Genomic DNA, 21,749 nt, shown 5'->3' with positions numbered 1-21,749 from the left:
AATGAGTCGCTATCATAGTGCTTTGCTTATTCCCCAGCCATTAATCATCATGACGGAAATTTTTTTAGCCAGCCTTTTTCTGGGCATTCTCGCCGGCATCTCCGCCGGTTTGTTCGGCATCGGCGGCGGCGCATTGATCGTGCCGGTCCTGGTCTGGCTATTCCAGGCTCAGCAGTTTGATCCGGAGCAAATCATGCTGATAGCCGTCGCCACGTCATTGGCAACTGCGATCTTTACGTCGGCGGCCTCGGTGCGAGCACACCACAAACTGGGAAACATCGATTGGCGACGGGCCTGGTATTTAGCCCCGAGCATGCTGCTGGGCGCCAGCGGCGGAGCGGTGTTAGCCGAATATATCAGCGCGGATTTACTGCGCTGGTTTTTTGTTGCCTATCTGATTTATACCAGCGTACAAATGGCGAGACCCAAGTCAATCAAAGCATCACCCCACCCCGCCAGATCCCTGCTGGATTACCCGATGGGTCTGTTGATCGGTGTGTTGTCGGCCATTTTAGGCATCGGCGGCGGCACCATGACCGTACCTTACCTTGTGAGCAACGGTCTGATCATGAAAAACGCAGTTGCAACGTCCAGTACCTGTGCAATCTCTATTGCCCTGGCGGCTGCAACCAGTTACGCGGTATTGGGTTGGCAAGATAGTCAATTACCCGCCGGTAGCCTAGGATATCTGTACCTGCCCGCCTTCGCCGGCATCGTTCTAACCAGCGTATTCACCGCACCCTTGGGCGCCAAATTGGCGCACCGTTTGCCGGCACAAAAATTGAAACGTTACTTCGCGATCGTGCTTTTGGCGCTTGCGCTAAAAATGGCCTGGTAAGGCGGGGAACTTAAGCGCAGAGATATAGCTCGAACCACCGTTAGTTCCGGTTTGATTGCTCTGTTGCGCAAAGAAAAACTTCATCGTATACTTCGGCGCAGCTTTCTCGATCAAGCTATCGCACACAACAACAAAACCTCTGGAGGGTATATAAATGAAATGGGAAACACCAGCTTATAATGACATGCGTTTCGGTTTTGAAGTTACCATGTACATCTACAACCGTTAATCCTTAGGGACGACGATAAAAAAGGGGCATTTTCCTGCCCCTTTTTTTTGCCTGGCGTTTTTTAATCCCGTATCATGCCCCGCTCGTTCACCAACCCCTTTAAGCGAACATGAAGATTAGAGTTCTCGGCGCCGGTGCCGGCGGCGGTTTTCCGCAATGGAACTGCAACTGCGATAATTGCCGACGCTTGCGCAACGGCCAATTCAACGGCAAAGCCCGTACCCAATCGTCGATAGCAATTAGCACCGATAACCGCAACTGGCTACTGTTTAACACCTCGCCGGACATCCGCGCCCAGTTAGAAGCCTTTCCGGCCATACAGCCTAAAGAAGGTATCCGCGACACCGGTATTAAAGCCATTCTGTTGATTGACAGCCAGATCGACCATACCACCGGCATGCTGATGCTACGCGAAGGCAAACCGTTAAACGTGTATTGCACCGAGATGGTCAAGCAGGATTTGACCAGCGGTTTCCCGCTATTCAATATGCTGAAGGACTATTGCACGGTAAATCACCATCCGATTGCCTGCGACGAAACGCCATTCGAGATTCCCGGCATCGATGACATCCGCATTTACGCCCATGCCCTGAAAAGCAAGGCGCCACCCTATTCGCCGCACCGCCACGACCCGCACGATGGCGACAACATTGGCGTGATCGTCGAACAGATTTCCACAGGCAAAAAACTATATTACTCCCCAGGGCTTGGCGAAATCGAGCCGCATGTCTTACAAGCCATGTTAAACGTCGACTGCCTGATGGTGGACGGCACTTTCTGGACCGACGACGAAATGGTCACGCGCGGCATCAGCCACAAACATGCTCGCGAGATCGGCCACTTGCCGCAATCCGGTCCTGGCGGCATGATTGAAGTTTTAAACGGCGTACCCAAGGCCAGGAAAATTTTGATTCATATCAACAACACCAACCCGATTCTCGACGAAGATTCGCCGGAGCGTAAAACCCTGGATGCCAGCGGCATCGAAGTGGCTTACGACGGACTGGAAATTGACTTATAACAAAGGTGTTACATGACTGATGATAATCAACCCTGGAGCCGCGAAGAATTCGAAGCCAAACTGCGCGGCATGGAAAAGTTCTACCACATTCATCATCCGATGCACACGCTGATGAATGAAGGCAAGCTGACCCAACAGCAATTGCAGGGCTGGGTCGCCAATCGCTTTTATTACCAGGTGATGATTCCGATCAAAGACGCCAACATCATGGCCAATTGTCCGGACCGCGAAACTCGCGCCAAATGGGTACAGCGCATTCTCGACCACGACGGCCACCCTGGCGACCCAGGCGGCATCGAAGCCTGGATACGTTTGGGCATCGCAGTTGGGCTAACCCGCGAAGAGATCACTTCGCTGGAACACGTGCTGCCCGGCGTGCGTTTTGCAGTCGATGCCTATGTCAACTTCGCCCGCCGCGCCGAATGGCACGAAGCCGCCAGCTCCTCTCTGACGGAGCTGTTCGCCCCGAAAATTCATCAACAACGCTTGGATAACTGGCCCGATGTGTATCCATGGGTCGAACAAGAGGGTTACACTTACTTCCGTAAGCGCCTGACCGAAGCCCGCCGCGACGTGGAACACGGCCTGGAACTGACGTTGGACTGGTACAAAACCCGCGAGCAGCAAGAACGCATGGTGCAAATTTTGAAATTTAAACTGGATGTGTTGTGGAGCATGGCCGATGCGATGTATCTGGCTTATGTCGCTGACATGCCGCCGTATTTCAATATCGAACAGTAATATGCAAACGGCATTGCAACAGCACTTCACTGCCGAGGACTTTCTTGCCTGGGAAGAGGCTCAGGTTGAGAAGCATGAGTTTGTGGCCGGGGAAGTGTTTGCTATGGTTGGAGCGAGGCAGGATCATGTGGTCGTCTCCGGCAATATTTTTGCAGGCTTGAAGCAACGGTTACGCGGCACACCTTGCCGACCTTATGTCGCAGACCTGAAATTACGGGTCGACGCTGCTGATGCCTTTTTCTACCCCGACGTAATGGTGTCCTGCCATCCTGGCGACTTGGGCAACCAGCAATTTATTTCCAACCCTTCTCTTGTCGTGGAAGTGCTATCAGACTCGACCGCCGCTTATGATCGCGGCAGCAAATTCGCCGCCTACCGGCAACTAGAATCCTTAAAGGAATACCTGATCGTCGACATCGACGCGCGCCGAGTGGAATGCTTCAGCCGCACTCCCGATAACGATTGGCTACTACACGATTACCTCGGCGAAGTCGATTGCCAACTGCACAGCTTAAGCCTCAGCCTGCCGCTGGCGGAAATTTTTGAAGACATCGAAACGGCCTGATTCTCCAGGCAATTGCTTACACACCGGACACCCATGACCATCTCCCCCGATCAACTTATCCAATTCTCGCCGTTGCACCGGCTGCAATGGGAAGAAGCTCAGCAAAAATACGTGATTCTCTATCCCGAAGGCATGGTCGAGTTGAACCAAAGTTCGGCGGAAATACTCAAGCTTTGCGACGGTAGCCGGATGCTGGCTCAAATTGTCACCGAACTGGAAGAAAAATTCGCCACGTCCGGACTGACCAACGACATCACTAACTTTTTGAACGTGGCATTGCAAAATGGCTGGATCAAGCAAGCTTAATATCACCCCGCCGCGCTGGCTGTTGGCCGAGCTGAGCTACAAATGTCCATTGCAATGCCCGTATTGCTCCAATCCGCTGGATTACGCTAAATATCCCAACGAATTAAGCACCGAGGATTGGAAACGCGTATTAAGCCAAGCTCGAAAAATGGGCGCGGTGCAACTGGGATTTTCCGGCGGCGAACCGCTAACCCGCCAGGATTTGACTGAACTGGTTGGCTACGCCCGCGAACTCGGTTATTACTCCAACTTGATCACCTCCGGCTACGGCTTGAGCGAAGAAAAAATCGTCGAATTGAAGCAAGCCGGTTTAGACCATATCCAGATCAGCATCCAGGCCAGCACTCAGGAACTGAACGATCATATCGCCGGCACCGCCACCTACCAACACAAGCAGGACGTAGCAAAACTGATTAAAAAACACGGCTATCCGATGGTGCTGTGCGTGGTAATCCACCGCGAAAACATTCACCAAATGCCGCAGATACTGGAGATGGCCGAAAACCTCGGCGCGGATTATCTGGAACTGGCCAACACCCAATATTACGGCTGGGCGCATTTGAATCGCGACGCCTTGCTGCCAACCAGGGAACAATTCGAAGAGGCGGAAAAAATTGCTCAGGCTTACAAGGAAAAAGTAGCCGGCAAAATGAAGATTTATTACGTGGTGCCGGATTACTACGAAGACCGGCCGAAAGCCTGCATGAACGGCTGGGGCACCACCTTTTTGACCATCGCCCCCGACGGCACCGCGCTGCCTTGCCATTCGGCACGCGAACTACCAGGACTGGACTGCCCGAACGTGAAGGATTTCAGCATTGAAGAGATCTGGAACGAGTCGAAAACCTTCAATTTCTTCCGCGGCACCGAGTGGATGCAGGAACCTTGCCGCAGCTGCGACGAGAAACTCAAAGACTTCGGCGGCTGCCGCTGTCAGGCATTCTTGTTTAACGGTGATATGTACAGCACCGATCCGGTGTGCAGCAAATCCCCGGAACGGCACAGAATCGACACTGCAATCAATTCTGCGCGCGAACTAGCCTTGTCCGACCGGGAAAAGCCGTTGATATTCCGCAACAGCAAAAATTCCAAACAATTTTAACCACCTATCTCAGTCGGTGGGTCATCCGAGCCGCCGACTGATTCATCACTCCTGCGACACAGGGCTTGCCGATTGCTCCACTGCTTCGGTTTGACTCACATCCTGAAACTGCATTTTATGTAATTTGGCATACGCCCCATCGCGAGCCAAAAGTTCGCGATGCGAGCCTTGTTCGACAATCCGGCCTTTATCCATCACCAAAATCACGTCCGCGCCTTCAATGGTGGACAAGCGATGCGCCACCACCAAGGTGGTGCGACCTTGCATCACACGATTCAGCGCGGCCTGGATGTAGCGTTCGGATTCTGTATCCAAGGCCGAAGTGGCCTCGTCAAGAATCAAAATCGGCGCATCCTTCAATAAAGCCCGCGCCAAGGCCAAGCGTTGGCGCTGGCCGCCGGACAATTTAACGCCGTTCTCTCCGATTTCAGTTTCCAGCCCTTGCGGCATTTTGCTGATAAAGTCCATCGCATAGGCATCGATAGCGGCCTGTTCTATCTGTTCTCTGGCTGCGCCTTGTAACGCGCCATAGGCAATATTATTCGCGACGGAAGCGTTGAACAAGGTGACGTTCTGCGTGACTAAGGCAATCTGCCGGCGCAAACTATCCAGGCGGTAGCGTTTTAACTCCACCCCATCGATCAGAATCTCGCCTTGCTCGTACTCATAAAAACGCGGCAACAGGTTGATCATCGTGCTTTTGCCACCGCCCGACGCGCCCACCAATGCTACGGTCTGCCCAGGCTCGATAGTCACATTGATATTGTTCAGGGCAGGCGTTTCGCTGCCGGGATAACTAAAACTGAGATTTTTGAATTCGACGCGCCCTTGACTGCGCTCAACCTGATAGTCACCGCCGTCGATTTCGGCCGGCTCGTCCAACACTTCAAATAAAGACTCGGCCGCCGCAATGCCGCGCAAGATCTCGGAATTCGCATCGCTTAGCTGGCGAATCGGTTTGGGTAATAGAAACGCCGCTGTAAAAAAGCCGACAAATTCACCCGGACTGGATGACTTCATCATAATCAGAGCCAGATACATCATGCCGGCCAAAGCAAAAGAAATGACCAATTGCATCAAGGGGTTGTTCAGCGACACGGTCATAACCAGCTTGCGATACTGCGTGCGGTTATCCAGGCTGGCCGTTTTAAAACGCTGCCGTTCGTAATTTTCGCCGCTGAAACTTTTCACGATACGGTTTCCGGACACCATTTCCGAGGTGATGTGCGTCAAATCACCCACGGTATCCTGCATGTTGCGGCTCAATCGTTTCAAACGCTTGCCGACATAACGCACCATGATCGCCACTACCGGCGCAATCGCCAAAAACACCAGCGATAGCTGCCAATTGGTATAAGCCAGATAGCCTAGCAAACCCACTGCGGTAAAACCTTCACGCACGAACGAGCGTATCGAATCGGATGTAGCGCGCGTGACTTCGCCGATATTATTGGTAATCCGCGAAATCATGTAACCACTGTTATGCGCATCGAAATACTGCACCGACAAGCGCGTGTACTGATTAAAAATCTCGCAACGCAGTTTGTGGATCAGATTGCCGGAAATCCGCGCCAGATAATAGTTACCCAAAAACGAGCCGATACCCCGCACCAGAAACAACACCACGAAGGCCAGCGGCAGGTATTGAATATCCGCCCGGCCCGGCGCTCCAAAGCTGTCGATGATCCGTTGAATGATCATTACCACAGCCGGCTCGGTCGCGGCATAGATCGCAAAACCGATGGCAGTTACCAAAAATAAACGCCAATACGGCACCACAAACGCCAGCAAACGCTTGTAAACTTGGCCGTCCGTCATTGTTTTGCGCGAATTTTCTAACGTGTTCAATACTGTTTACCTTTAAAATGTAAAGCCATGTTGATCAGCCAGCGCTCCATGCCCAACCAAAAACCGCTCAATATACAACCTAAACGCATTTTGGTGATAACCCTGCGTTATCTGGGCGATACCCTACTGGTGACGCCATTAATTTCTTCGCTGAAGCAAGCCTATCCGGATGCGGAAATCGATGTTTTATTGCCGGCAAGTAACGCAGGCATGCTGGAAGGCAATCCCGACATCCATCGCTTGCTGCCCGTGACGGGTAAACTCGGCGGATTGGCCTTCGGCAAATTATTATTTAGCCTGTTTCGCCGTTACGATTTAGCCATTTCCACCCAAGCCGGCGACCGGCCCACGCTATGCGCGGCGATAGCCGGCAAGACCAGCATCGGCTTTGTGCCTGACGATCCCGCTAAGGCTTGGTGGAAGAAAGCGCTACTCAAGCGCTGGCTGCTATTTAGCGCGAATTACGGTCACGCCGTATTGGAAAATCTGCGCTTCTGCGAAATGCTGGGGATAGCACCTTGCTATCGTCTGACCCCGCCACAAAGCTCGACGCCAATACCCAGCATAACCAATCCGTATGCCGTTCTGCATATTATGCCGCAATGGCGCTATAAACAGTGGCATGCTGAAGGCTGGCGAGAGATGATAAAGTTTTGGGACAATCTGGGATATCAAATCGTACTGACAGGCAGTAATCAGGCTTCAGAATTGCAGGCCTTGAAAAATTTAAGCCTGCCACCAAGTGTTATCAATCTTGCTGGTCAACTATCCTTGGCACAAGTTAGTAAACTGATCGGCAAAGCGGATTTTTTCCTCGGACCCGATACAGGAATCACCCACTTGGCGGCGGCGACGGGTTCGCTTACCTTTGCCTTATTCGGGCCGACAGATCCTGCTAAATGGGCACCATGGCCATATGGTTATGAGCGCAACCACCCCCCCTTCAACTCAAGAGGCTCTAAACTAGTCAACAATGTTTATCTGATTCAGGGGCAAACTAAAGAAAATTGCCTCCCCTGCCAGTTGGAAGGCTGTAATAGACACCGAAATAGCCATAGCCATTGCCTTGACGAGTTGTCTGCCGGGCAAGCAATAAAAACTCTTGTTGCGACACTACAAAAATAGCTTGAAATATACCGTGTGGGTTGGCCTACAAAACCATGCCAAATATCTTTTGATAGTCTAATTTGGTGTAACTATATTGACTGCTATCCCTAAATTTTTAAGTATTACGAATAATGCCTAGGATTCTCTGAAATGCAAAACTATCCTCAAAACAATTCCTTGTCCCGCTTTAATAAAATATTGGTTGTGTGTCCAGCAGGAGCAGTTACTGGCGGGCCGGAAGCGCTTCATCAATTAGTTGATCACATGAATAAACTCGGTCTACCATCCTTCATTACCTACTTACCATTTAACGAAGCAACAACAACACCCCAGGCTTACAAAAGATACCTAACGCCGGTTAGTCGATATGAGGATGTCCCCAGGAATATGATTATATTTCCAGAAGTATACCCATATCTCGCTAGCAAGGTGAAGTTAGCTCAGCCGGCAATTTGGTGGCTTTCACTAGAAAACTTTCTTGAGCGTCGCCACATATGGCCCTTACATGACAAGATCAGATACATCAAGCGCGTAATTAAAGGACAGCGTCCACTGAACGGGGCTCGATCACTAACTAATATGGTTCATTTTTCGCAAACTGAACATGCGACCGCGTACCTTAAAAGTTGCGGAATAGATCCTGTCCCATTAATAGACTCCATTAATGAAGACTTTTTGACTGACAAAAACCTAAACTTCATCGGCAATAAAGAGGACGTGATCCTATACAACCCTACCAAAGGTAGGAAGACCACCGACAAGTTAATTCAAGCCAACCCACAATGGAAGTTTATACCACTGCACGGACTAAATCGCGACCAACTAACAGATAAGCTCAGTGCAGCAAAATTATACATTGATTTCGGTCATCATCCAGGACGTGACCGCATGCCCAGAGAAGCGGCCATGCAGGGTTGCTGCCTGATCACTGGCATACTTGGCTCCGCTGGCAACGATGTAGACTTACCAATACCAAGAAAATATAAGCTAGACAGTTCTTTACCAGAATTCACGTCCATTTTTAAAGCATTAGCGCAGGATGTGTTTAGCGATTTTGAAAGTCATAATCAAAATTTTGAAAAATATCGCCAATACTTAAAACGTGAGCCAGAGATATTCCGTCAACAAATCGCCAACTACTTCATTAAAAAGTAGGCCGCCTGCCACTAGAAAAAAAATCCATAATAGATTTTTATTAAATATTAAGGCATTTCTGAAAAACAGGGCACCATTATGAATTCTTTCCATTTCGGAGTAATAGGAAATTCCAAAAATTTCTGGCTAGATTTCTATATATTTATTTTACTAGTTAGCAGCATACTTGGATTCCTAACCATCCGCGGCTGCACAAATGCAAGCCTGTTTCTGCTAACAATACCCGCCATAATCGAATTAAAATCTGCGTATAACATCGCAAAGAAAGGCAAAACGCTAGACTTAATGCTACCAATCATATTTACACTTACGCTGCCTTTAACAGCAGTTTTCATCAGTCAAACTCTACGTCAAGATTGGGTTATAAAAGCATACGACGGACCATCCAGAATGTTTTTGTCAACCCTATTAATACTCTATTTTTCATATAAAAAAATAGATTTTTCAAAATTAATAAGTATTACTGCACCAGTTGCCCTTTTACTTACCGTACCCGTTATATACTTACATCCCGACATTTTGGAAAAATGGGGAGGAAGATTTGCCACAGTGGCCGTAGATCCAACTCAATTTGGCACCTACACCTTGGTCCTAACAGCTTTTTGCCTTTTCGGTATAGAAACACCAATAACTTCTCCAGGTAAGCTTTTAGTGATTCAGACACTAGGATTACTTGCTGGACTTTATTTAATTACTGGATCAGGCACTCGTGGTAGTTGGTTAGCGCTCCCGCCATTAATACTACTTTGGATAATGTTAAAAGGCCGAATGATTCATATCCGTGCATTACTGATCTTTGCAGTCGTGTTTTTTATCGGACTTATTCTAATTAGCCTTTTCCATCCCAAATCACTTGATCGACTTGTCAGTGGCTATCAGGAACTTTCTGCATGGCTGGACGGATCAAACCGCGAAACTTCAACAGGCTTTCGCCTCACCATGTGGCAAATATCATGGGAGCTTTTCAAACATAGCCCCATATATGGTTTCGGAGATATTGGCTTTGGTGACTATCTCCGTGAACCTTGGATAACCAATATTTCTAGCCCGGAATCGAGACAAATTATATTATATAATGGGCCCCATAACGAATTTCTAGCAAATTTATTACGCTCAGGCCTATTGGGTGGCATAACAGTATTATGCCAATTTCTCATACCTGCCACCCTATTCTGGAAAAATAGGCACGATTTAAAAGCATATCGAGCAAGTCATTTGGGTTTAGCTTTTATAACATGCCTTATATTTTGTAGCATTAGCAGCGAAGTACTTACGTTGAAATTCACAACTACATTTTACGGCTTAATCATTGCCGGACTGGCCTCACAAATAATCAAAAGCAAGGAAATAATTCCGGCATTAACCCCTAAAGGCGACAGCTCTATCTAAACCTGTTAACCAATACAAGCCCTTTAAGAAACCTCTGATTAATTCGTTATATCGAATTTTAACACCAATTAAATGAATGAATTCTGCCTCGATTTTTCTTGAAAAACTGCATTAATCATGCACCCTCTAACGATTTCTAATTCACTAAAACATATGAATCCTCTTAAATATGCCGTTACCTTTGCTTGTTATAATCAACTGAATTACACCCGTCAATGTATAGATAGTATGCTTAAGCACGGCTTTGATCTGGGCCGCCTAGTGATAGTTGATAATAACTCAAGTGATGATACAGCCGATTACCTGAAAGCATTACCATTGGGCGGACTGATTTTAAACAAATCCAATTTAGGGTGTGGTACTGCTTGGAACCAGGGCGCTTTACAGTTGCAGGCTGAATGGACGATTATCATGAATAACGATGTATTAGTCAGCGCTAATTGGCTAGAGAACTTAATTAACACGGCAGAACAAAATAATTTAAAAATTATTTCCCCTTCGCTAATTGAAGGCCCGCTAGATTATGATTTTGATAGTTTTGCTATTGAAGCATCGGCTAAAATGCAACAAGCACTCCGACTAGGCGGGCGACATGCAGTTTGTTTGGCGATTCATAATTCGGTATGGCAGGAAATTGGATTTTTCCAACCAGTTCCCAAGTTATTGGGCTATGAAGACACGCTATTTTTTCATGAAGTCAAAAAAGCCAATATTTCTTGCGCAATTACCGGCTCGTCCTGGTTACATCATTACGGCTCAGTAACGCAAACCACCATGAAACAAGAACGCGGCATATCAGACAAACAAGGCTTAGGCTATCGCTATAATTACCGACTTTTACAACAAAGCTGGCTAGAGCGGAAACTAAACAAAATGGCCCGCCTCCGTCAAGAAAAACACTGGCGTGAGAGCGAATTGAGCATTTACACCATGACCATGCATGGTAGGCGAGTTGATGGTAACTTTTGCTGGCAGTAGTAGTTCAATCATTAGCCACACAACCATGGACTCAATTTTGTGACTCATACTAAAATGACCATAATATTATCCTCAGCACCTTGCTGAGCGACCCAACCTAGCCCCTACATTTAAAATCCGATGCTTAGCGTTATTGTCATCACCAAAAACGAGGCGCAACATATCGGCCGCTGTCTGGCATCGGTTGCTTGGGCCGACGAAATCATCGTGCTCGACTCGGGTAGTAGCGACGAGACCGTGGCAATTTGCCAACAATTTACCGATAAAGTCTTCATAACCGACTGGCCCGGATTTGGGCCGCAAAAGCAGCGGGCATTGGATAAAGCTAGCGGCGACTGGGTACTGTCTATCGATGCCGACGAAGAAATTGGCCTCGCGTTAAAAGACGAAATTCAGCAAGCCATGCAGCAAAACGACGTGCAGGGCTTCGAACTCCCCCGTTTATCCAGCTACTGCGGCACGCAAATCAAACATGGCGGTTGGTGGCCTGATTACGTGTTAAGACTGTTTCGCCGCGATGCCGGGCAATTCAACAGCGAAGTCGTGCATGAGCGGATTGAAGTTAAGGGGGCTATCCGTCGGCTTAACAACCCGCTCTTGCATGAAGCCTTCGTCGACTCCGCTGAAGTGCTGCATAAGATCAACGCTTATTCCTCGCTGGGCGCCGAGAAACTATTCAATAACGGTAAGCGCGCCAGCTTGGGTAAAGCCATTGGCAAAGGCCTGTGGACGTTCATCCGCACTTACTTCATCCAAGCAGCCGTTTTGGACGGCGCGGAAGGCCTAATGCTTGCCGTATCCAACGCCGAGGGCAGTTATTACAAATACCTGAAACTACGCGAGCTTTGCCGCAAAACAGCCGGCAAATGAACGGCTTGATCTCGGTCATCGTCACCACCTATAACTGGCCGGAAGCGCTTTCCGCCTGCTTACTCGCGCTGATGGCTCAACAAGATCGCCGGTTTGAAATCATCGTCGCCGACGACGGCTCCGGCACCGCAACCCAGGAATTGCTGAAAGACTTTATAGAAACCGGCGAAATTCCGATACAGCATGTTTGGCATGAGGACCGGGGATTTAGGGCCGGCACTATCCGTAACAAGGCGGTTGCCGTCAGTCGCGGCGATTATCTGCTGTTTATAGACGGCGATTGCGTAGCGCTACCGGATTTTATTGGTCGTCATCGGCAGCTGGCCGAAACCGGTTATTTCGTTCCGGGCAACCGGCTGTTATTAAGCGAGCGTTACACATCCCTGGTATTGCGGCAAAAAATACCGCTACATGAACAGTCGTTTAGCTTTTTTTTATGGCAATGGCTGCAAGGCCGCATCAACCGCTTTTTGCCTTTACTATATTTGCCGCTGCGCAACTGGCGTTATCGGCATCCGCGGAATTGGCAAAAAGCCATGACCTGCAATCTGGCAGTTTGGAAAGACAATTTCCTGGCAACAAACGGTTTTGACGAAGTCTTCGAAGGCTGGGGATATGAAGATTCGGATCTGGTGATCCGTTTGATTCACCAAGGCGTCAAACGGAAGGAAGGCCGCTTCGCGGTGCCGGTTTTACATCTTTGGCACCGGCATAACGATAGAAGCCAACACGATGAAAACTATCAGCGTTTATTGCGGCGGGTTGCGGATACAACGATGATTCGCGCGGAACAGGGCGTGAGTCAGTATCTGGAAACGATCTGCGGCTAAGCCAAGCCGGAACGCTTGCCGCCGCCATGTAAGCGCATCAATAAAACAGCTTCGTCGCGGGTCAGTCCGCAATCCTTGACCAGTTCCTCAATACCGACGCCATTGCGGATTTTTTGGATCACATCTTCATAGCCGCTAGCGGGGATAGGCTCCGCAGGCGTTACACTATTTACAGTTTGCCGCTGCGTATTGACTTGATCCACAATGCTGTTCAAGCGCGAGTCGTTAGCAGCCAGCCGCCGATCAACAGCCACAGCGGCGGAACACAGGCCGGCGACGTCCTCATTGCTACGCTGTACGCGCTCTTCAAGGAGTTGAAATTGTTGTTTTAGTGTTTGCTGCTGACGCAACAACCAAACCAAAATCGCCAGCACAAATACGACTATACCCGCCAAACCCAGCAATAAATATTCGCTCATCACACTATTTCGTCAACATGCTCAGCAGGCTGTTTATCGTTTTTGTTTGGGTCGGGTTTGGCCTGCGGTTGTTTTTGCGGAGGGCGTTTTTCACGCTCTTCCCGCTCAACCTTGTATATTGTATGTACAGGAGAAAAAGGCGTAATCGGTGTTATCTCTGCCATCTTGCACCTCGTATGCCGGCTTAGGCAATCAAAACATATCCAGCTCGGCTTTTTCGTCGTCGCTAAGAAACTTATTCAAATCCACCAGAATTAACAAATGATTGTCGCGACTGGTGACGCCTTGAATGTATTTTGAGCTTTCTTCATTACCGACATTCGGCGCGGTCTCAATCTCGGAAGCGCGCATTTCCACCACTTCAGCGACGCTATCCACCAAAATACCGATGATATGCCGGTCGGTTTCGATAATCACCACCCGCGACGCATCATCGGTGTCTTTGGACGGCAAGCCGAAACGGTTACGGGTATCTATAACTGTCACCACGTTACCGCGCAAATTGATGATACCCAATACGTAGGAAGGCGCGCCGGGCACCGGGGCAATCTCGGTAATACGCAACACTTCTTGCACTTGCATGACATTGATGCCGTACTTTTCGTCGCCTAGACAAAAAGTCACCCACTGCATGATAGGGTCGCCTTGTTTTTTATCTTCGCTCATTTTGCTGTATCCAGATGCTGTTTAACTATTTTTTCTGTGCGGTACCAACTGTTTAACATCGATGATCGCTGTCAACTCGTCTATCACCGTGCCGATTAACCATGGTTTTTTTTGTCTAGCCGTTCGCCATCTGACCCCATCCGGCTTTACTTTACCGATGGAGAGAATTTCATCGCACACCAAACCCCATTTTTTATCCTGGGTTATTAAAATGCGCTCGGACGGATATTCCTCACTATCCGCTTGCAAGCCTCGGCTTTTGCCGAAAATCAGCTGACGGGTATCAAGCACGCCGATACGGCTATCGTTCTCATCCAGCAAACCCAAGAACCAAGAGGGTTGTCCTGGAATTTTCGTGGGTTTGCGGTCGATTTTGATTGTTCTTGATAACTCGATCAGCGGCGTTGCCAATATCAGCTTATCAACCTTAAAAAACAAAGCCTGAAACTCGTACTGCGACCAATCCGGCATTATAGACAGTGCCTGTAGTTTAGCCGGGATTTCCGGCTCTACAAGCTTGGTTTGTCGGTTCCTAACCAGTGCTTTGGAAGTTGCTTTCGGACTGCTGATCACGACCGGAACAGGATCCGGCAACTTGCTAGGCACATCAACGACAAGTCTTTCCAGCGCTATAGCCGGTTTTACGCTAACGGTTTCCCCTGCTTCGGGTACGTCATCCAACAACGTCTGTAAGTAAACATCGAGCGCTAACTGTTGATGAACAATACTGGGGGGTGGTTTTGCCTGAGTCATTTATGCGGCGCCAAGTTTTTGTCTGGACTCTTATCAAGCAATAACAGTTCCAACAATTCGGCATACGCTTCGGCCGCGCGCGCGCTTTTGTCATACAAGGGCAAGGGAATACCGGCCTGACTGGCATCCCGGACTTTGGTATCCACCGGCACTACCGAACTCCAGGCATTCTCCGGGTACTGCTGATGTAACGCCGCTAAACTGTCGCGGGCCGCCTTGGTGCGTTTGTCGAACATGGTCGGCACGATAGTGAATTTAGGCGGCGTTTTCCGGGAATGGAACACCATTTTTATGGTGTGAACCATTCTATCCAGGCCTTTTAAGGCCAGAAATTCGGCTAAAACCGGAATAATTAAATGATCGCAGGCCGCTAGCGCATTGATCATCAATACACCCAACATCGGCGGGCTATCGATAATCACATAGTCATATTGGTCTGCCACTTTGTTTAATGCGGTAGCAACTACCAAGCCCATGCCGCCGATTGCGGCGACCTGCCTATCCAAAGTGGCTATAGCAGTCGATGCGGGTAAGACATCGATACCGTCAAAGTCGGTCTTGGCGACATAAACCGCCGGATCGATGTTTTTCTTTTTTTCACTGGCATCAAGAAACAGATTGTAAACGCCGAATTCAATCTCGTCCGGGTTCATCTTGAAATAGCTGGTCAGCGAACCGTGCGGGTCCAAATCGACCAGCAAAGTCCGAAACCCCCAGGATGACAACAAGCCACCCAGCGTCACCACGGTAGTCGTTTTACCGACCCCGCCTTTTTGATTGGAAACTGACCATATTTTCATAACTGAGCCGGCAGTTCCGGCGCCTTTTCAACTGCGGTTTCAGGTGGAGGGCTAGGCTGCGACGGCGCCAAATTAAGCACTTTCGCGCGTTCGTCGTCAGTCATACCGTAACGAGCAAAGGCTTGCGACATCAACACTAATACGACTCGCCGATTCTTAAAGCGCCCTTCTTCGTCTTTGTTATCGGCGATCGGATGAAATTCTCCATAGCCCACCGCCGATAATCGTGTCGCCGGAATATTGTTTTTTACCAATTCCTTGACCACGCTGGTCGCCCTGGCCGAGGATAAGTCCCAATTGGACGGGTAAAAGCCGGTGGAAATCGGCACGTTATCCGTGTACCCCTCCACGTTAATCACATTAGGCACATCTCGTATCACTTCCGCGACTTTTGCCAGCACGGGGAGCGCTTTAGCGGACAGTTCGGCCTTGCCGCTGGCGAACAGCAATTCGCTATTCATCTCTAATTCCACCCAGAAATCGTGCTTCTTAATACCGACGAGCTTGCTTTCGACATAAGGCTGCAAAGCGCCTTGAAACTGCTCGGAGACTTCACTAAGCCGCTGCTTTTCCTGCAAAATCTCCTCGCTTAGCTCACGTTCTTCGGCCGTCGCCAAATTAGGCAGCTCGATGGGTTGAATCGTGGTGGGAATCACACCGATCTGAATCGGCTCGGCTTCCTTTTGAATCTTCTCGTTGTGAAACAGAGCCTGGTCCAGCGACTCGGAAAATGTTTCGTATTTACCTTTATTAACCGATGAAATCGAATACATCACCACAAAAAACGCGAACAGCAAAGTCACAAAATCCGCGTAAGACACCATCCAGCGATCATGATTATCGGCCTCTTGCAATGTCCTGCGTCTGCGCCGACTCATAAGGCCTCCATTATTTTTCCAATAAAAAACCGGATAATTTCAATTCGATATTACGAGGATTTTCGCCCTCGGCTATCGAGGAAATACCTTCTATCACCATTTCCCTGGCTTGCGATGCCTCGAAAATCAGACTCTTCAGCTTATTTGCTATAGGAATAAACAATAGATTGGCCAGGCCGACCCCATAAATAGTCGCCACGAATGCAGTTGCAATGCCGCTACCCAACAACTCCGGTTTGGCTAGATTCTGCATCACATGAATCAAGCCTATCACCGCGCCGATAATACCGATAGTCGGCGCATAACCGCCCATAGCCTCGAAAACCCTGGCCGCCTGGGTATCCAAATGCTCCTTTGTAGTCAGTTCAACCTCAAGGCAATCACGAATCACTTCCGGCTCGTTGCCATCGACCAGCAACTGCAAGCCTTTTTTGGCAAAACTGTCTTTTTCGGTTTCGATAACGGATTCCAGCCCCAGCAAGCCTTCCTTACGCGCCAAAGAGCTCCAGCGTACGATTTTGTCGATTTGCTTTTTAAGCTGCAAATTTTGCGGCACAAAAATCCAACTCAAAATTCGTAAACTGCGCAGAAATACCTTGGGCGGGAATTGCAACAGTGTAGCTCCCAGCGTGCCGCCCACCACAATAATGAAGGCGTGATAGTTGACCAGGGCGCCCAGCTCGCCGCCACCCAGCATATTGCCTCCGATAATCGCGGCAAAACCTATCAACACACCCAAAATACTGAGAATATCCATCAATGTAATTTTTTAAATTGGTTGGCGATCTCTTCCAGAGAATAAATATGATCAGCCAGGCCGGCTTCCGCGATGGCTTTGGGCATGCCGTAGATAGTGCTTGTCGCCTCGTCCTGAGCCCAGATTTGCGCGCCGCGCTGCCTTAACTTCATCGCGCCAGCCTTGCCGTCGGCACCCATGCCGGTCAACACCACCGCCAACACATGTCCGGCAAACACTTCGGCAAGTGAGTCAAAAGTAATGTCAACGCTGGGACTATAAATTTCCCCGCTTTGCTTGGGCCTTAACGCAATCCGCCGTTCACCGGCTACTTGCTTAACTTGCATCTGCATTGCACCTGGCCCTAATAATGCTGTGCCTGGCTGCAACACGTCGCCATCCCGCGCTTCCCTGACATTGATGCTGCAAAGCAAATTCAAGCGTTCGGCAAAGCTTTTAGTGAAATTGGGCGGCATGTGTTGCACCAGCAATATGGGTATCGGACACTCAGCCGGAATTTTGCTAAGCACATATTGCATGGCTACCGGCCCGCCGGTCGAAGCGGCAACCACCAAAAGCTCGATTTTGCCGCTCGATGACGTCTTGGGCCACGTAGACGTAGCCCGTATCGGTTTAACTAGGGGTTTTTCGGCGGTTAAGCTCTCACGTTCTTCTAGGCCAACGCGCCCCATAGGACGTGAGGACATTCTAGTGGCCTGAGAAGCCACCATCCTCACCCGATATCTAAGCAAGTAGCGGGCAGTTTCACGATTAGCATCAATGTCTTCCAACTGCTTGGGCAAGAAATCGATAGCGCCGGCATTTAACGCATCCAGAGTTGCTTGAGCGCCGACTTGCGTCATTGCCGAAAACATGAGTATCGGACAGGGCCGGGTGCCCATGATTTTTTTGACTGCCGTGATGCCATCCATGATCGGCATCTCCACGTCCATGGTTATAACATCCGGTTGCAGACTTGCCGCAAGCTCGACGGCTTCGCGACCGTCATGAGCTACACCTATAACTTTAAACTCTTGATCCTCTTCTAAAATTTCCCGAATTCTTTTACAGATAAAACTGGAGTCGTCGACGATCAGCACCCGAATGCTCATATTGCCGCGTCACATCGCATACTTCTTCATCAGGCCAGGCACATCAAGTATCAGCGCTATCTTGCCGTCACCGGTAATGGTTGCTCCCGCCAGCCCTTCCAATCCATGTAACTTGGCACCAAGGGCTTTAATCACTACCTCTTCCTGCCCGATTAATTGATCCACCACGAAACCAACATGCCTGCCGCCGGCGTTCACCACCACCACGTGATTGGTCGGCTGCGTTTCGCCTGTGAAGTAAGACCCTCTCACCAGCCATTCGCTTAAATAAAACAGCGGTAAGGCCTTGTTTCTGACCATTACCACCAGCTGACCGTCTACTTTATTGGTTTTGCTCAAATCCAGATCGAGTATTTCCAGTACGCTGGCCAACGGCAACGCAAAAGCCTGTCCGCGCAGCTTCACCATAAGGGTCGGCATGATCGCCAATGTCAACGGTACCTTGATCAGAATCGTGCTGCCTCGGCCTTCTACCGAATCGATTTCCACCACGCCGTTCATTTGTGCGATACGGGTCTTTACCACGTCCATACCGACACCGCGGCCGGACACGTCGGAAATTTCCGTTTTGGTCGAAAAACCGGGTAGAAAAATCAGGTTGTAACACTCTTTTTCGTCGAGACGCGCGGCGCTTTCTTCATCCATTAAGCCTTTTTCCACTACTTTGGCGCGCAATACATCGGAATTCATACCCTTACCATCATCTTTGATGGACAATTGAATATGATCGCCCTCCTGCGACGCTTTCAAGATCACCACGCCTTCCCTGGGCTTGCCCTTGGCCTCTCGCTCGTCCGGCGATTCGATACCGTGATCTACGGCGTTTCTCACCAAATGCACCAAAGGATCAGCCAGCGCCTCAACCAGGTTTTTGTCGAGATCTGTGTCTTCACCCACCAACTCCAGTCTGATTTCTTTTTTCAGACTTCGGGCCAAATCACGCACCACGCGTGGAAAGCGGCCGAATACTTTTTTGATGGGCTGCATCCGGGTTTTCATCACTGCCAATTGTAAATCGGCGGTCACCACATCCAGATTGGATATAGCCTTGGACAACTGTTCACCGGCTTCGGCATTGGCTTTAAGGGTTTGGAAGCGATTGCGCACCAGAACCAGCTCGCCGACCATATTCATAATATCGTCCAAAATCTGGGTATCTACCCTGACCGTGGTATCGGCTTGCGGCGTTGCGGCTTTACTTTTGTCGGAAACGGAATCTACTACCGGCGCTACTTTGCCGAGGTTATTTTCGGGTTCCACATCGGCGGGCGTTTTCGCGACCGGCTCTGGTTTAGCTGCCACGACCGGTTTCTCGACAGGCGCCGCCACATTTTTAATTGGTGTGTCTTTTTCACCCGCAGCTTGCTCATCAATCTTGCCCAAATTGGCAGCATCGAACTTACCTTTACCGTGTAAAGCATCGAGTACTTTATCGAACTCCTCGTCGGTAATATCGCCCGAATCGCTGGCTTGAACAGGCACCTCGGCTTTTACCGAAAACTTGCCTTTGCCATGCAACTCGTCGAGCAAATTTTCAAACTCGTCTTCACTAATTTCGTCATCCGCCGCCGGGGCTGCCGATTGCGGCTCTATGTGTACAGTAGGAGAACCACCTTTTCCATGCAAAGCATCCAGCAAATCTTCGAATTCCTGTTCGGTAATTTCGTCGGCATCTTCCGCGGAGGATTCGCTAGCCAATAACTCCTCGGGATCGAGCATCGCATCGTAGTCTTGAGCTGCGGATTCTTGAGGGGATAATTGATGAGGCTCCGGAGTTTCATTCAATACAACCGCTTCTACCGCAACCTCTGCAGCGGTAGCTTCGGCCGGCCCGGCGTAGGCTTTCAAGCGTTTTAAAAGGCCTTGATCGGCCGATTTTGGCGTATTGCCTGAACGGACTTGCCCGAACATCTCGTTGACGATGTCCACTACTTGCAAAATCACATCCATCAAATCAGGGGTGACTTGGCGATCACCCTGCCTGAGCACGTTAAAAACGTCTTCGGCGTTATGACAAACATCGACCAAAGCGCTGATAGCCAGAAAACCGGCACCGCCCTTTATGGTGTGGAACCCGCGAAATATCGAGTTGAGGAGATCAAGATCGCCCGGCGATTGCTCCAGTTCGACCAGTTGCTCACCCAGTGAATCGAGAATCTCCCCGGCCTCTACCAGAAAGTCCTGCAATATTTCGTCGTCCAGATCGATCGCCATGTTGTTTTCCTCAGAAACCTAGACTAGACAGCAAATCATCAACATCGACCTGACTGGTGGCGACATCGCCGGCTCTGTCATCTACTCCGGGTACAACCGGTCCGGGCACTTCGGGCTGTAACGCCGCCCCGCTGCTTGGCGTGATTTTGCGACTGGAAATTTTGATCAGATTAACCATGCTGCCTTCGAGATCCTGCACCAAATCGATAACCCGGCGGATAATCTGCCCGGTAATATCTTGAAACCCTTGCGCCATCAAAATATCGTTTAAACCCGCCTGGATTTTGTCGAGAGACACGTGCGACTGCTCAAAATATTGACTGAGGTCGGCACTCATCGCCTTAAACTCTTCGAACGGCATTTCCCGATCCAAAAAGCGATTCCATTGCGCCGACAATTGGTTAACCTGCCCGTTCAATTCATCTGATACCGGTAATAACTCTTCAACAGCGGTTAGCGTCTGATCCGCGGCCTGTTCGGTCATCGCGATCACATAATGCAAGCGCTCCTTGGCATCCGGAATATCGTGCTCGGCCATTGCGGCTATTTTGGAATCGACGGAAAAACTAACCATGGTGTCGTGCAATTGGCGAGTTAGGCGGCCAATTTCTTTAAACAATTGTGTTTCTCTTAAGCCGGCTACTTGATCGAGAATTTCGTCGGCAGCCGCTTCATCGCATTTTTCTAATGCTGCAACCAAATCCCGGGCCAAACTCAGCAGGTCAGTATTCATCGTTATCTCCCTGTGCTTCAGCCGTCGATGCGTTCAAAAATCTTTTCGATTTTCTCTTTAAGCGTAGCAGCAGTAAAAGGCTTGATGACATACCCGTTTACGCCGGCTTGCGCAGCCATGATGATCTGCTCGCGCTTGGCTTCGGCAGTTACCATCAACACCGGCAGATTGGCCAAACTGGGAGTAGACCTGACAGCCTTCAACAAATCTATACCGGTCATCCCGGGCATATTCCAATCGGTGATCAAAAAATCAATACCGCCTTTTTCCAAAATAGGCAGCGCCGTTTTCCCGTCGTCCGCTTCCACGGTGTTGGTAAAACCCAGATCTTTCAACAGGTTTTTTACTATTCTCCGCATTGTCGAAAAGTCATCGACAACCAGAATACGCATATTTTTATCCAAGGATAATCTCCACCCAGATTACTTTATTGTTAAGAAACCGCTAAGTTGTCACTGA

At 49.5% G+C, this 21,749-nt stretch carries 25 protein-coding genes; 13 read left to right on the top strand and 12 right to left on the bottom strand.

Translation table 11 applies throughout. From position 1 onward, the window contains the following. Position 1: 1 nt before the first annotated feature. The 7 genes from A1332_RS13690 to pqqE all read left to right on the top strand — a co-directional run bounded on the left by A1332_RS13690 (position 2) and on the right by pqqE (position 4,802). Positions 2-838, top strand: a complete 837-nt coding sequence (locus tag A1332_RS13690; RefSeq protein WP_331709876.1) for a sulfite exporter TauE/SafE family protein — start codon at positions 2-4, stop codon at positions 836-838. Positions 839-992: 154 nt separating this feature from the next. Further along, positions 993-1,067 (top strand): pyrroloquinoline quinone precursor peptide PqqA, encoded by a 75-nt coding sequence (gene pqqA / locus A1332_RS24825; protein WP_054760176.1) that lies wholly within the window; start codon positions 993-995, stop codon positions 1,065-1,067. Between the two features lie 109 nt (positions 1,068-1,176). Then, the gene (pqqB, locus tag A1332_RS13685; RefSeq protein ID WP_064009046.1) at positions 1,177-2,088 is read left to right on the top strand and encodes a pyrroloquinoline quinone biosynthesis protein PqqB; all 912 of its coding nucleotides are present in this window, start codon (positions 1,177-1,179) and stop codon (positions 2,086-2,088) included. A gap of 12 nt (positions 2,089-2,100) precedes the next feature. Continuing rightward, complete coding sequence (pqqC, locus tag A1332_RS13680; RefSeq protein ID WP_064009045.1) at positions 2,101-2,829, top strand: pyrroloquinoline-quinone synthase PqqC; 729 nt, start codon at positions 2,101-2,103, stop codon at positions 2,827-2,829. 1 nt (position 2,830) lies between these two features. Then, positions 2,831-3,394: a Uma2 family endonuclease gene (locus A1332_RS13675; RefSeq protein WP_064009044.1), complete on the top strand. Its 564-nt coding sequence runs from the start codon at positions 2,831-2,833 to the stop codon at positions 3,392-3,394. Between the two features lie 33 nt (positions 3,395-3,427). Further along, complete coding sequence (gene pqqD, locus A1332_RS13670; RefSeq protein WP_064009043.1) at positions 3,428-3,700, top strand: pyrroloquinoline quinone biosynthesis peptide chaperone PqqD; 273 nt, start codon at positions 3,428-3,430, stop codon at positions 3,698-3,700. Beyond that, entirely contained in the window at positions 3,678-4,802 is a 1,125-nt protein-coding gene (pqqE, locus tag A1332_RS13665; protein WP_064009042.1) for a pyrroloquinoline quinone biosynthesis protein PqqE, read from the top strand. The genes pqqD and pqqE overlap by 23 nt, the downstream gene beginning before the upstream one ends. Before the next feature lie 45 nt (positions 4,803-4,847). Here the strand turns inward: pqqE and msbA are convergent, their stop codons facing one another. Next, positions 4,848-6,620, bottom strand: coding sequence for a lipid A export permease/ATP-binding protein MsbA (gene msbA, locus A1332_RS13660; RefSeq protein ID WP_064009041.1), 1,773 nt, complete (start codon positions 6,618-6,620; stop codon positions 4,848-4,850). Positions 6,621-6,698: 78 nt separating this feature from the next. Between msbA and A1332_RS13655 the strand changes: the two genes are divergently transcribed. The 6 genes from A1332_RS13655 (at position 6,699) to A1332_RS13630 (ending at position 12,979) form a co-directional block, all read left to right on the top strand. Then, positions 6,699-7,775 carry a glycosyltransferase family 9 protein gene (locus tag A1332_RS13655; RefSeq protein ID WP_064009040.1) on the top strand — a complete coding sequence of 359 codons (1,077 nt, stop codon included), beginning with the start codon at positions 6,699-6,701 and terminating at the stop codon, positions 7,773-7,775. Between the two features lie 132 nt (positions 7,776-7,907). After that, entirely contained in the window at positions 7,908-8,912 is a 1,005-nt protein-coding gene (locus A1332_RS13650; RefSeq protein ID WP_197491462.1) for a hypothetical protein, read from the top strand. Between the two features lie 78 nt (positions 8,913-8,990). Next, positions 8,991-10,301 carry an O-antigen ligase family protein gene (locus tag A1332_RS13645; RefSeq protein WP_082879691.1) on the top strand — a complete coding sequence of 437 codons (1,311 nt, stop codon included), beginning with the start codon at positions 8,991-8,993 and terminating at the stop codon, positions 10,299-10,301. Positions 10,302-10,454: 153 nt separating this feature from the next. Further along, the gene (locus A1332_RS13640; RefSeq protein ID WP_064009039.1) at positions 10,455-11,279 is read left to right on the top strand and encodes a glycosyltransferase family 2 protein; all 825 of its coding nucleotides are present in this window, start codon (positions 10,455-10,457) and stop codon (positions 11,277-11,279) included. 120 nt (positions 11,280-11,399) lie between these two features. After that, positions 11,400-12,149, top strand: coding sequence for a glycosyltransferase family 2 protein (locus tag A1332_RS13635; protein ID WP_064009038.1), 750 nt, complete (start codon positions 11,400-11,402; stop codon positions 12,147-12,149). Further along, positions 12,146-12,979, top strand: a complete 834-nt coding sequence (locus tag A1332_RS13630; RefSeq protein WP_064009037.1) for a glycosyltransferase family 2 protein — start codon at positions 12,146-12,148, stop codon at positions 12,977-12,979. Before A1332_RS13635 ends, A1332_RS13630 begins: the two co-directional genes overlap by 4 nt. Here the strand turns inward: A1332_RS13630 and A1332_RS13625 are convergent. From A1332_RS13625 to cheY, 11 genes are read right to left on the bottom strand one after another with little or no spacing between them, the layout of a single operon-like run. Then, a complete protein-coding gene (locus A1332_RS13625) occupies positions 12,976-13,398 on the bottom strand; it encodes a DUF2802 domain-containing protein (RefSeq protein ID WP_064009036.1) in 423 nt (140 codons plus the stop codon). The genes A1332_RS13630 and A1332_RS13625 overlap by 4 nt on opposite strands. Beyond that, entirely contained in the window at positions 13,398-13,562 is a 165-nt protein-coding gene (locus tag A1332_RS25330) for a hypothetical protein (RefSeq protein ID WP_157204014.1), read from the bottom strand. The genes A1332_RS13625 and A1332_RS25330 overlap by 1 nt, the downstream gene beginning before the upstream one ends. A 28-nt stretch (positions 13,563-13,590) precedes the next feature. After that, the gene (locus tag A1332_RS13620) at positions 13,591-14,064 is read right to left on the bottom strand and encodes a chemotaxis protein CheW (protein WP_020483661.1); all 474 of its coding nucleotides are present in this window, start codon (positions 14,062-14,064) and stop codon (positions 13,591-13,593) included. Between the two features lie 21 nt (positions 14,065-14,085). Continuing rightward, the gene (locus A1332_RS13615; protein WP_064009035.1) at positions 14,086-14,817 is read right to left on the bottom strand and encodes a chemotaxis protein CheW; all 732 of its coding nucleotides are present in this window, start codon (positions 14,815-14,817) and stop codon (positions 14,086-14,088) included. Beyond that, positions 14,814-15,617, bottom strand: coding sequence for a ParA family protein (locus A1332_RS13610; protein WP_064009034.1), 804 nt, complete (start codon positions 15,615-15,617; stop codon positions 14,814-14,816). Before A1332_RS13610 ends, A1332_RS13615 begins: the two co-directional genes overlap by 4 nt. Beyond that, a complete protein-coding gene (gene motD / locus A1332_RS13605) occupies positions 15,614-16,495 on the bottom strand; it encodes a flagellar motor protein MotD (RefSeq protein ID WP_064009033.1) in 882 nt (293 codons plus the stop codon). Before motD ends, A1332_RS13610 begins: the two co-directional genes overlap by 4 nt. A gap of 10 nt (positions 16,496-16,505) precedes the next feature. Further along, positions 16,506-17,252, bottom strand: coding sequence for a flagellar motor protein (locus A1332_RS13600; RefSeq protein WP_064009032.1), 747 nt, complete (start codon positions 17,250-17,252; stop codon positions 16,506-16,508). Then, the gene (locus tag A1332_RS13595; protein WP_064009031.1) at positions 17,252-18,343 is read right to left on the bottom strand and encodes a protein-glutamate methylesterase/protein-glutamine glutaminase; all 1,092 of its coding nucleotides are present in this window, start codon (positions 18,341-18,343) and stop codon (positions 17,252-17,254) included. Before A1332_RS13595 ends, A1332_RS13600 begins: the two co-directional genes overlap by 1 nt. Positions 18,344-18,352: 9 nt before the next feature. After that, complete coding sequence (locus A1332_RS13590; RefSeq protein WP_064009030.1) at positions 18,353-20,557, bottom strand: chemotaxis protein CheA; 2,205 nt, start codon at positions 20,555-20,557, stop codon at positions 18,353-18,355. 10 nt (positions 20,558-20,567) lie between these two features. After that, positions 20,568-21,290 (bottom strand): protein phosphatase CheZ, encoded by a 723-nt coding sequence (locus A1332_RS13585; protein ID WP_064009029.1) that lies wholly within the window; start codon positions 21,288-21,290, stop codon positions 20,568-20,570. Positions 21,291-21,307: 17 nt separating this feature from the next. Beyond that, positions 21,308-21,694 carry a chemotaxis response regulator CheY gene (gene cheY / locus A1332_RS13580; RefSeq protein ID WP_020483669.1) on the bottom strand — a complete coding sequence of 129 codons (387 nt, stop codon included), beginning with the start codon at positions 21,692-21,694 and terminating at the stop codon, positions 21,308-21,310. Positions 21,695-21,749 lie beyond the last annotated feature (55 nt).

This window comes from Methylomonas methanica (assembly GCF_001644035.1).
Lineage (GTDB): Bacteria > Pseudomonadota > Gammaproteobacteria > Methylococcales > Methylomonadaceae > Methylomonas > Methylomonas methanica_A.
This window is presented reverse-complemented; position numbering and strand designations above follow the sequence as displayed.

Bases quoted from the DNA above. Each gene is read 5' to 3' on its own strand.
- A1332_RS13690 (WP_331709876.1), top strand. From the start codon at position 2: ATGAGTCGCTATCATAGTGCTTTGCTTATTCCCCAGCCATTAATCATC.
- pqqB (WP_064009046.1), top strand. From the start codon at position 1,177: ATGAAGATTAGAGTTCTCGGCGCCGGTGCCGGCGGCGGTTTTCCGCAA.
- pqqC (WP_064009045.1), top strand. From the start codon at position 2,101: ATGACTGATGATAATCAACCCTGGAGCCGCGAAGAATTCGAAGCCAAA.
- A1332_RS13675 (WP_064009044.1), top strand. From the start codon at position 2,831: ATGCAAACGGCATTGCAACAGCACTTCACTGCCGAGGACTTTCTTGCC.
- pqqD (WP_064009043.1), top strand. From the start codon at position 3,428: ATGACCATCTCCCCCGATCAACTTATCCAATTCTCGCCGTTGCACCGG.
- pqqE (WP_064009042.1), top strand. From the start codon at position 3,678: ATGGCTGGATCAAGCAAGCTTAATATCACCCCGCCGCGCTGGCTGTTG.
- msbA (WP_064009041.1), bottom strand. From the start codon at position 6,620: ATGACGGACGGCCAAGTTTACAAGCGTTTGCTGGCGTTTGTGGTGCCG.
- A1332_RS13655 (WP_064009040.1), top strand. From the start codon at position 6,699: ATGCCCAACCAAAAACCGCTCAATATACAACCTAAACGCATTTTGGTG.
- A1332_RS13650 (WP_197491462.1), top strand. From the start codon at position 7,908: ATGCAAAACTATCCTCAAAACAATTCCTTGTCCCGCTTTAATAAAATA.
- A1332_RS13645 (WP_082879691.1), top strand. From the start codon at position 8,991: ATGAATTCTTTCCATTTCGGAGTAATAGGAAATTCCAAAAATTTCTGG.
- A1332_RS13640 (WP_064009039.1), top strand. From the start codon at position 10,455: ATGAATCCTCTTAAATATGCCGTTACCTTTGCTTGTTATAATCAACTG.
- A1332_RS13635 (WP_064009038.1), top strand. From the start codon at position 11,400: ATGCTTAGCGTTATTGTCATCACCAAAAACGAGGCGCAACATATCGGC.
- A1332_RS13630 (WP_064009037.1), top strand. From the start codon at position 12,146: ATGAACGGCTTGATCTCGGTCATCGTCACCACCTATAACTGGCCGGAA.
- A1332_RS13625 (WP_064009036.1), bottom strand. From the start codon at position 13,398: ATGAGCGAATATTTATTGCTGGGTTTGGCGGGTATAGTCGTATTTGTG.
- A1332_RS25330 (WP_157204014.1), bottom strand. From the start codon at position 13,562: ATGGCAGAGATAACACCGATTACGCCTTTTTCTCCTGTACATACAATA.
- A1332_RS13620 (WP_020483661.1), bottom strand. From the start codon at position 14,064: ATGAGCGAAGATAAAAAACAAGGCGACCCTATCATGCAGTGGGTGACT.
- A1332_RS13615 (WP_064009035.1), bottom strand. From the start codon at position 14,817: ATGACTCAGGCAAAACCACCCCCCAGTATTGTTCATCAACAGTTAGCG.
- A1332_RS13610 (WP_064009034.1), bottom strand. From the start codon at position 15,617: ATGAAAATATGGTCAGTTTCCAATCAAAAAGGCGGGGTCGGTAAAACG.
- motD (WP_064009033.1), bottom strand. From the start codon at position 16,495: ATGAGTCGGCGCAGACGCAGGACATTGCAAGAGGCCGATAATCATGAT.
- A1332_RS13600 (WP_064009032.1), bottom strand. From the start codon at position 17,252: ATGGATATTCTCAGTATTTTGGGTGTGTTGATAGGTTTTGCCGCGATT.
- A1332_RS13595 (WP_064009031.1), bottom strand. From the start codon at position 18,343: ATGAGCATTCGGGTGCTGATCGTCGACGACTCCAGTTTTATCTGTAAA.
- A1332_RS13590 (WP_064009030.1), bottom strand. From the start codon at position 20,557: ATGGCGATCGATCTGGACGACGAAATATTGCAGGACTTTCTGGTAGAG.
- A1332_RS13585 (WP_064009029.1), bottom strand. From the start codon at position 21,290: ATGAATACTGACCTGCTGAGTTTGGCCCGGGATTTGGTTGCAGCATTA.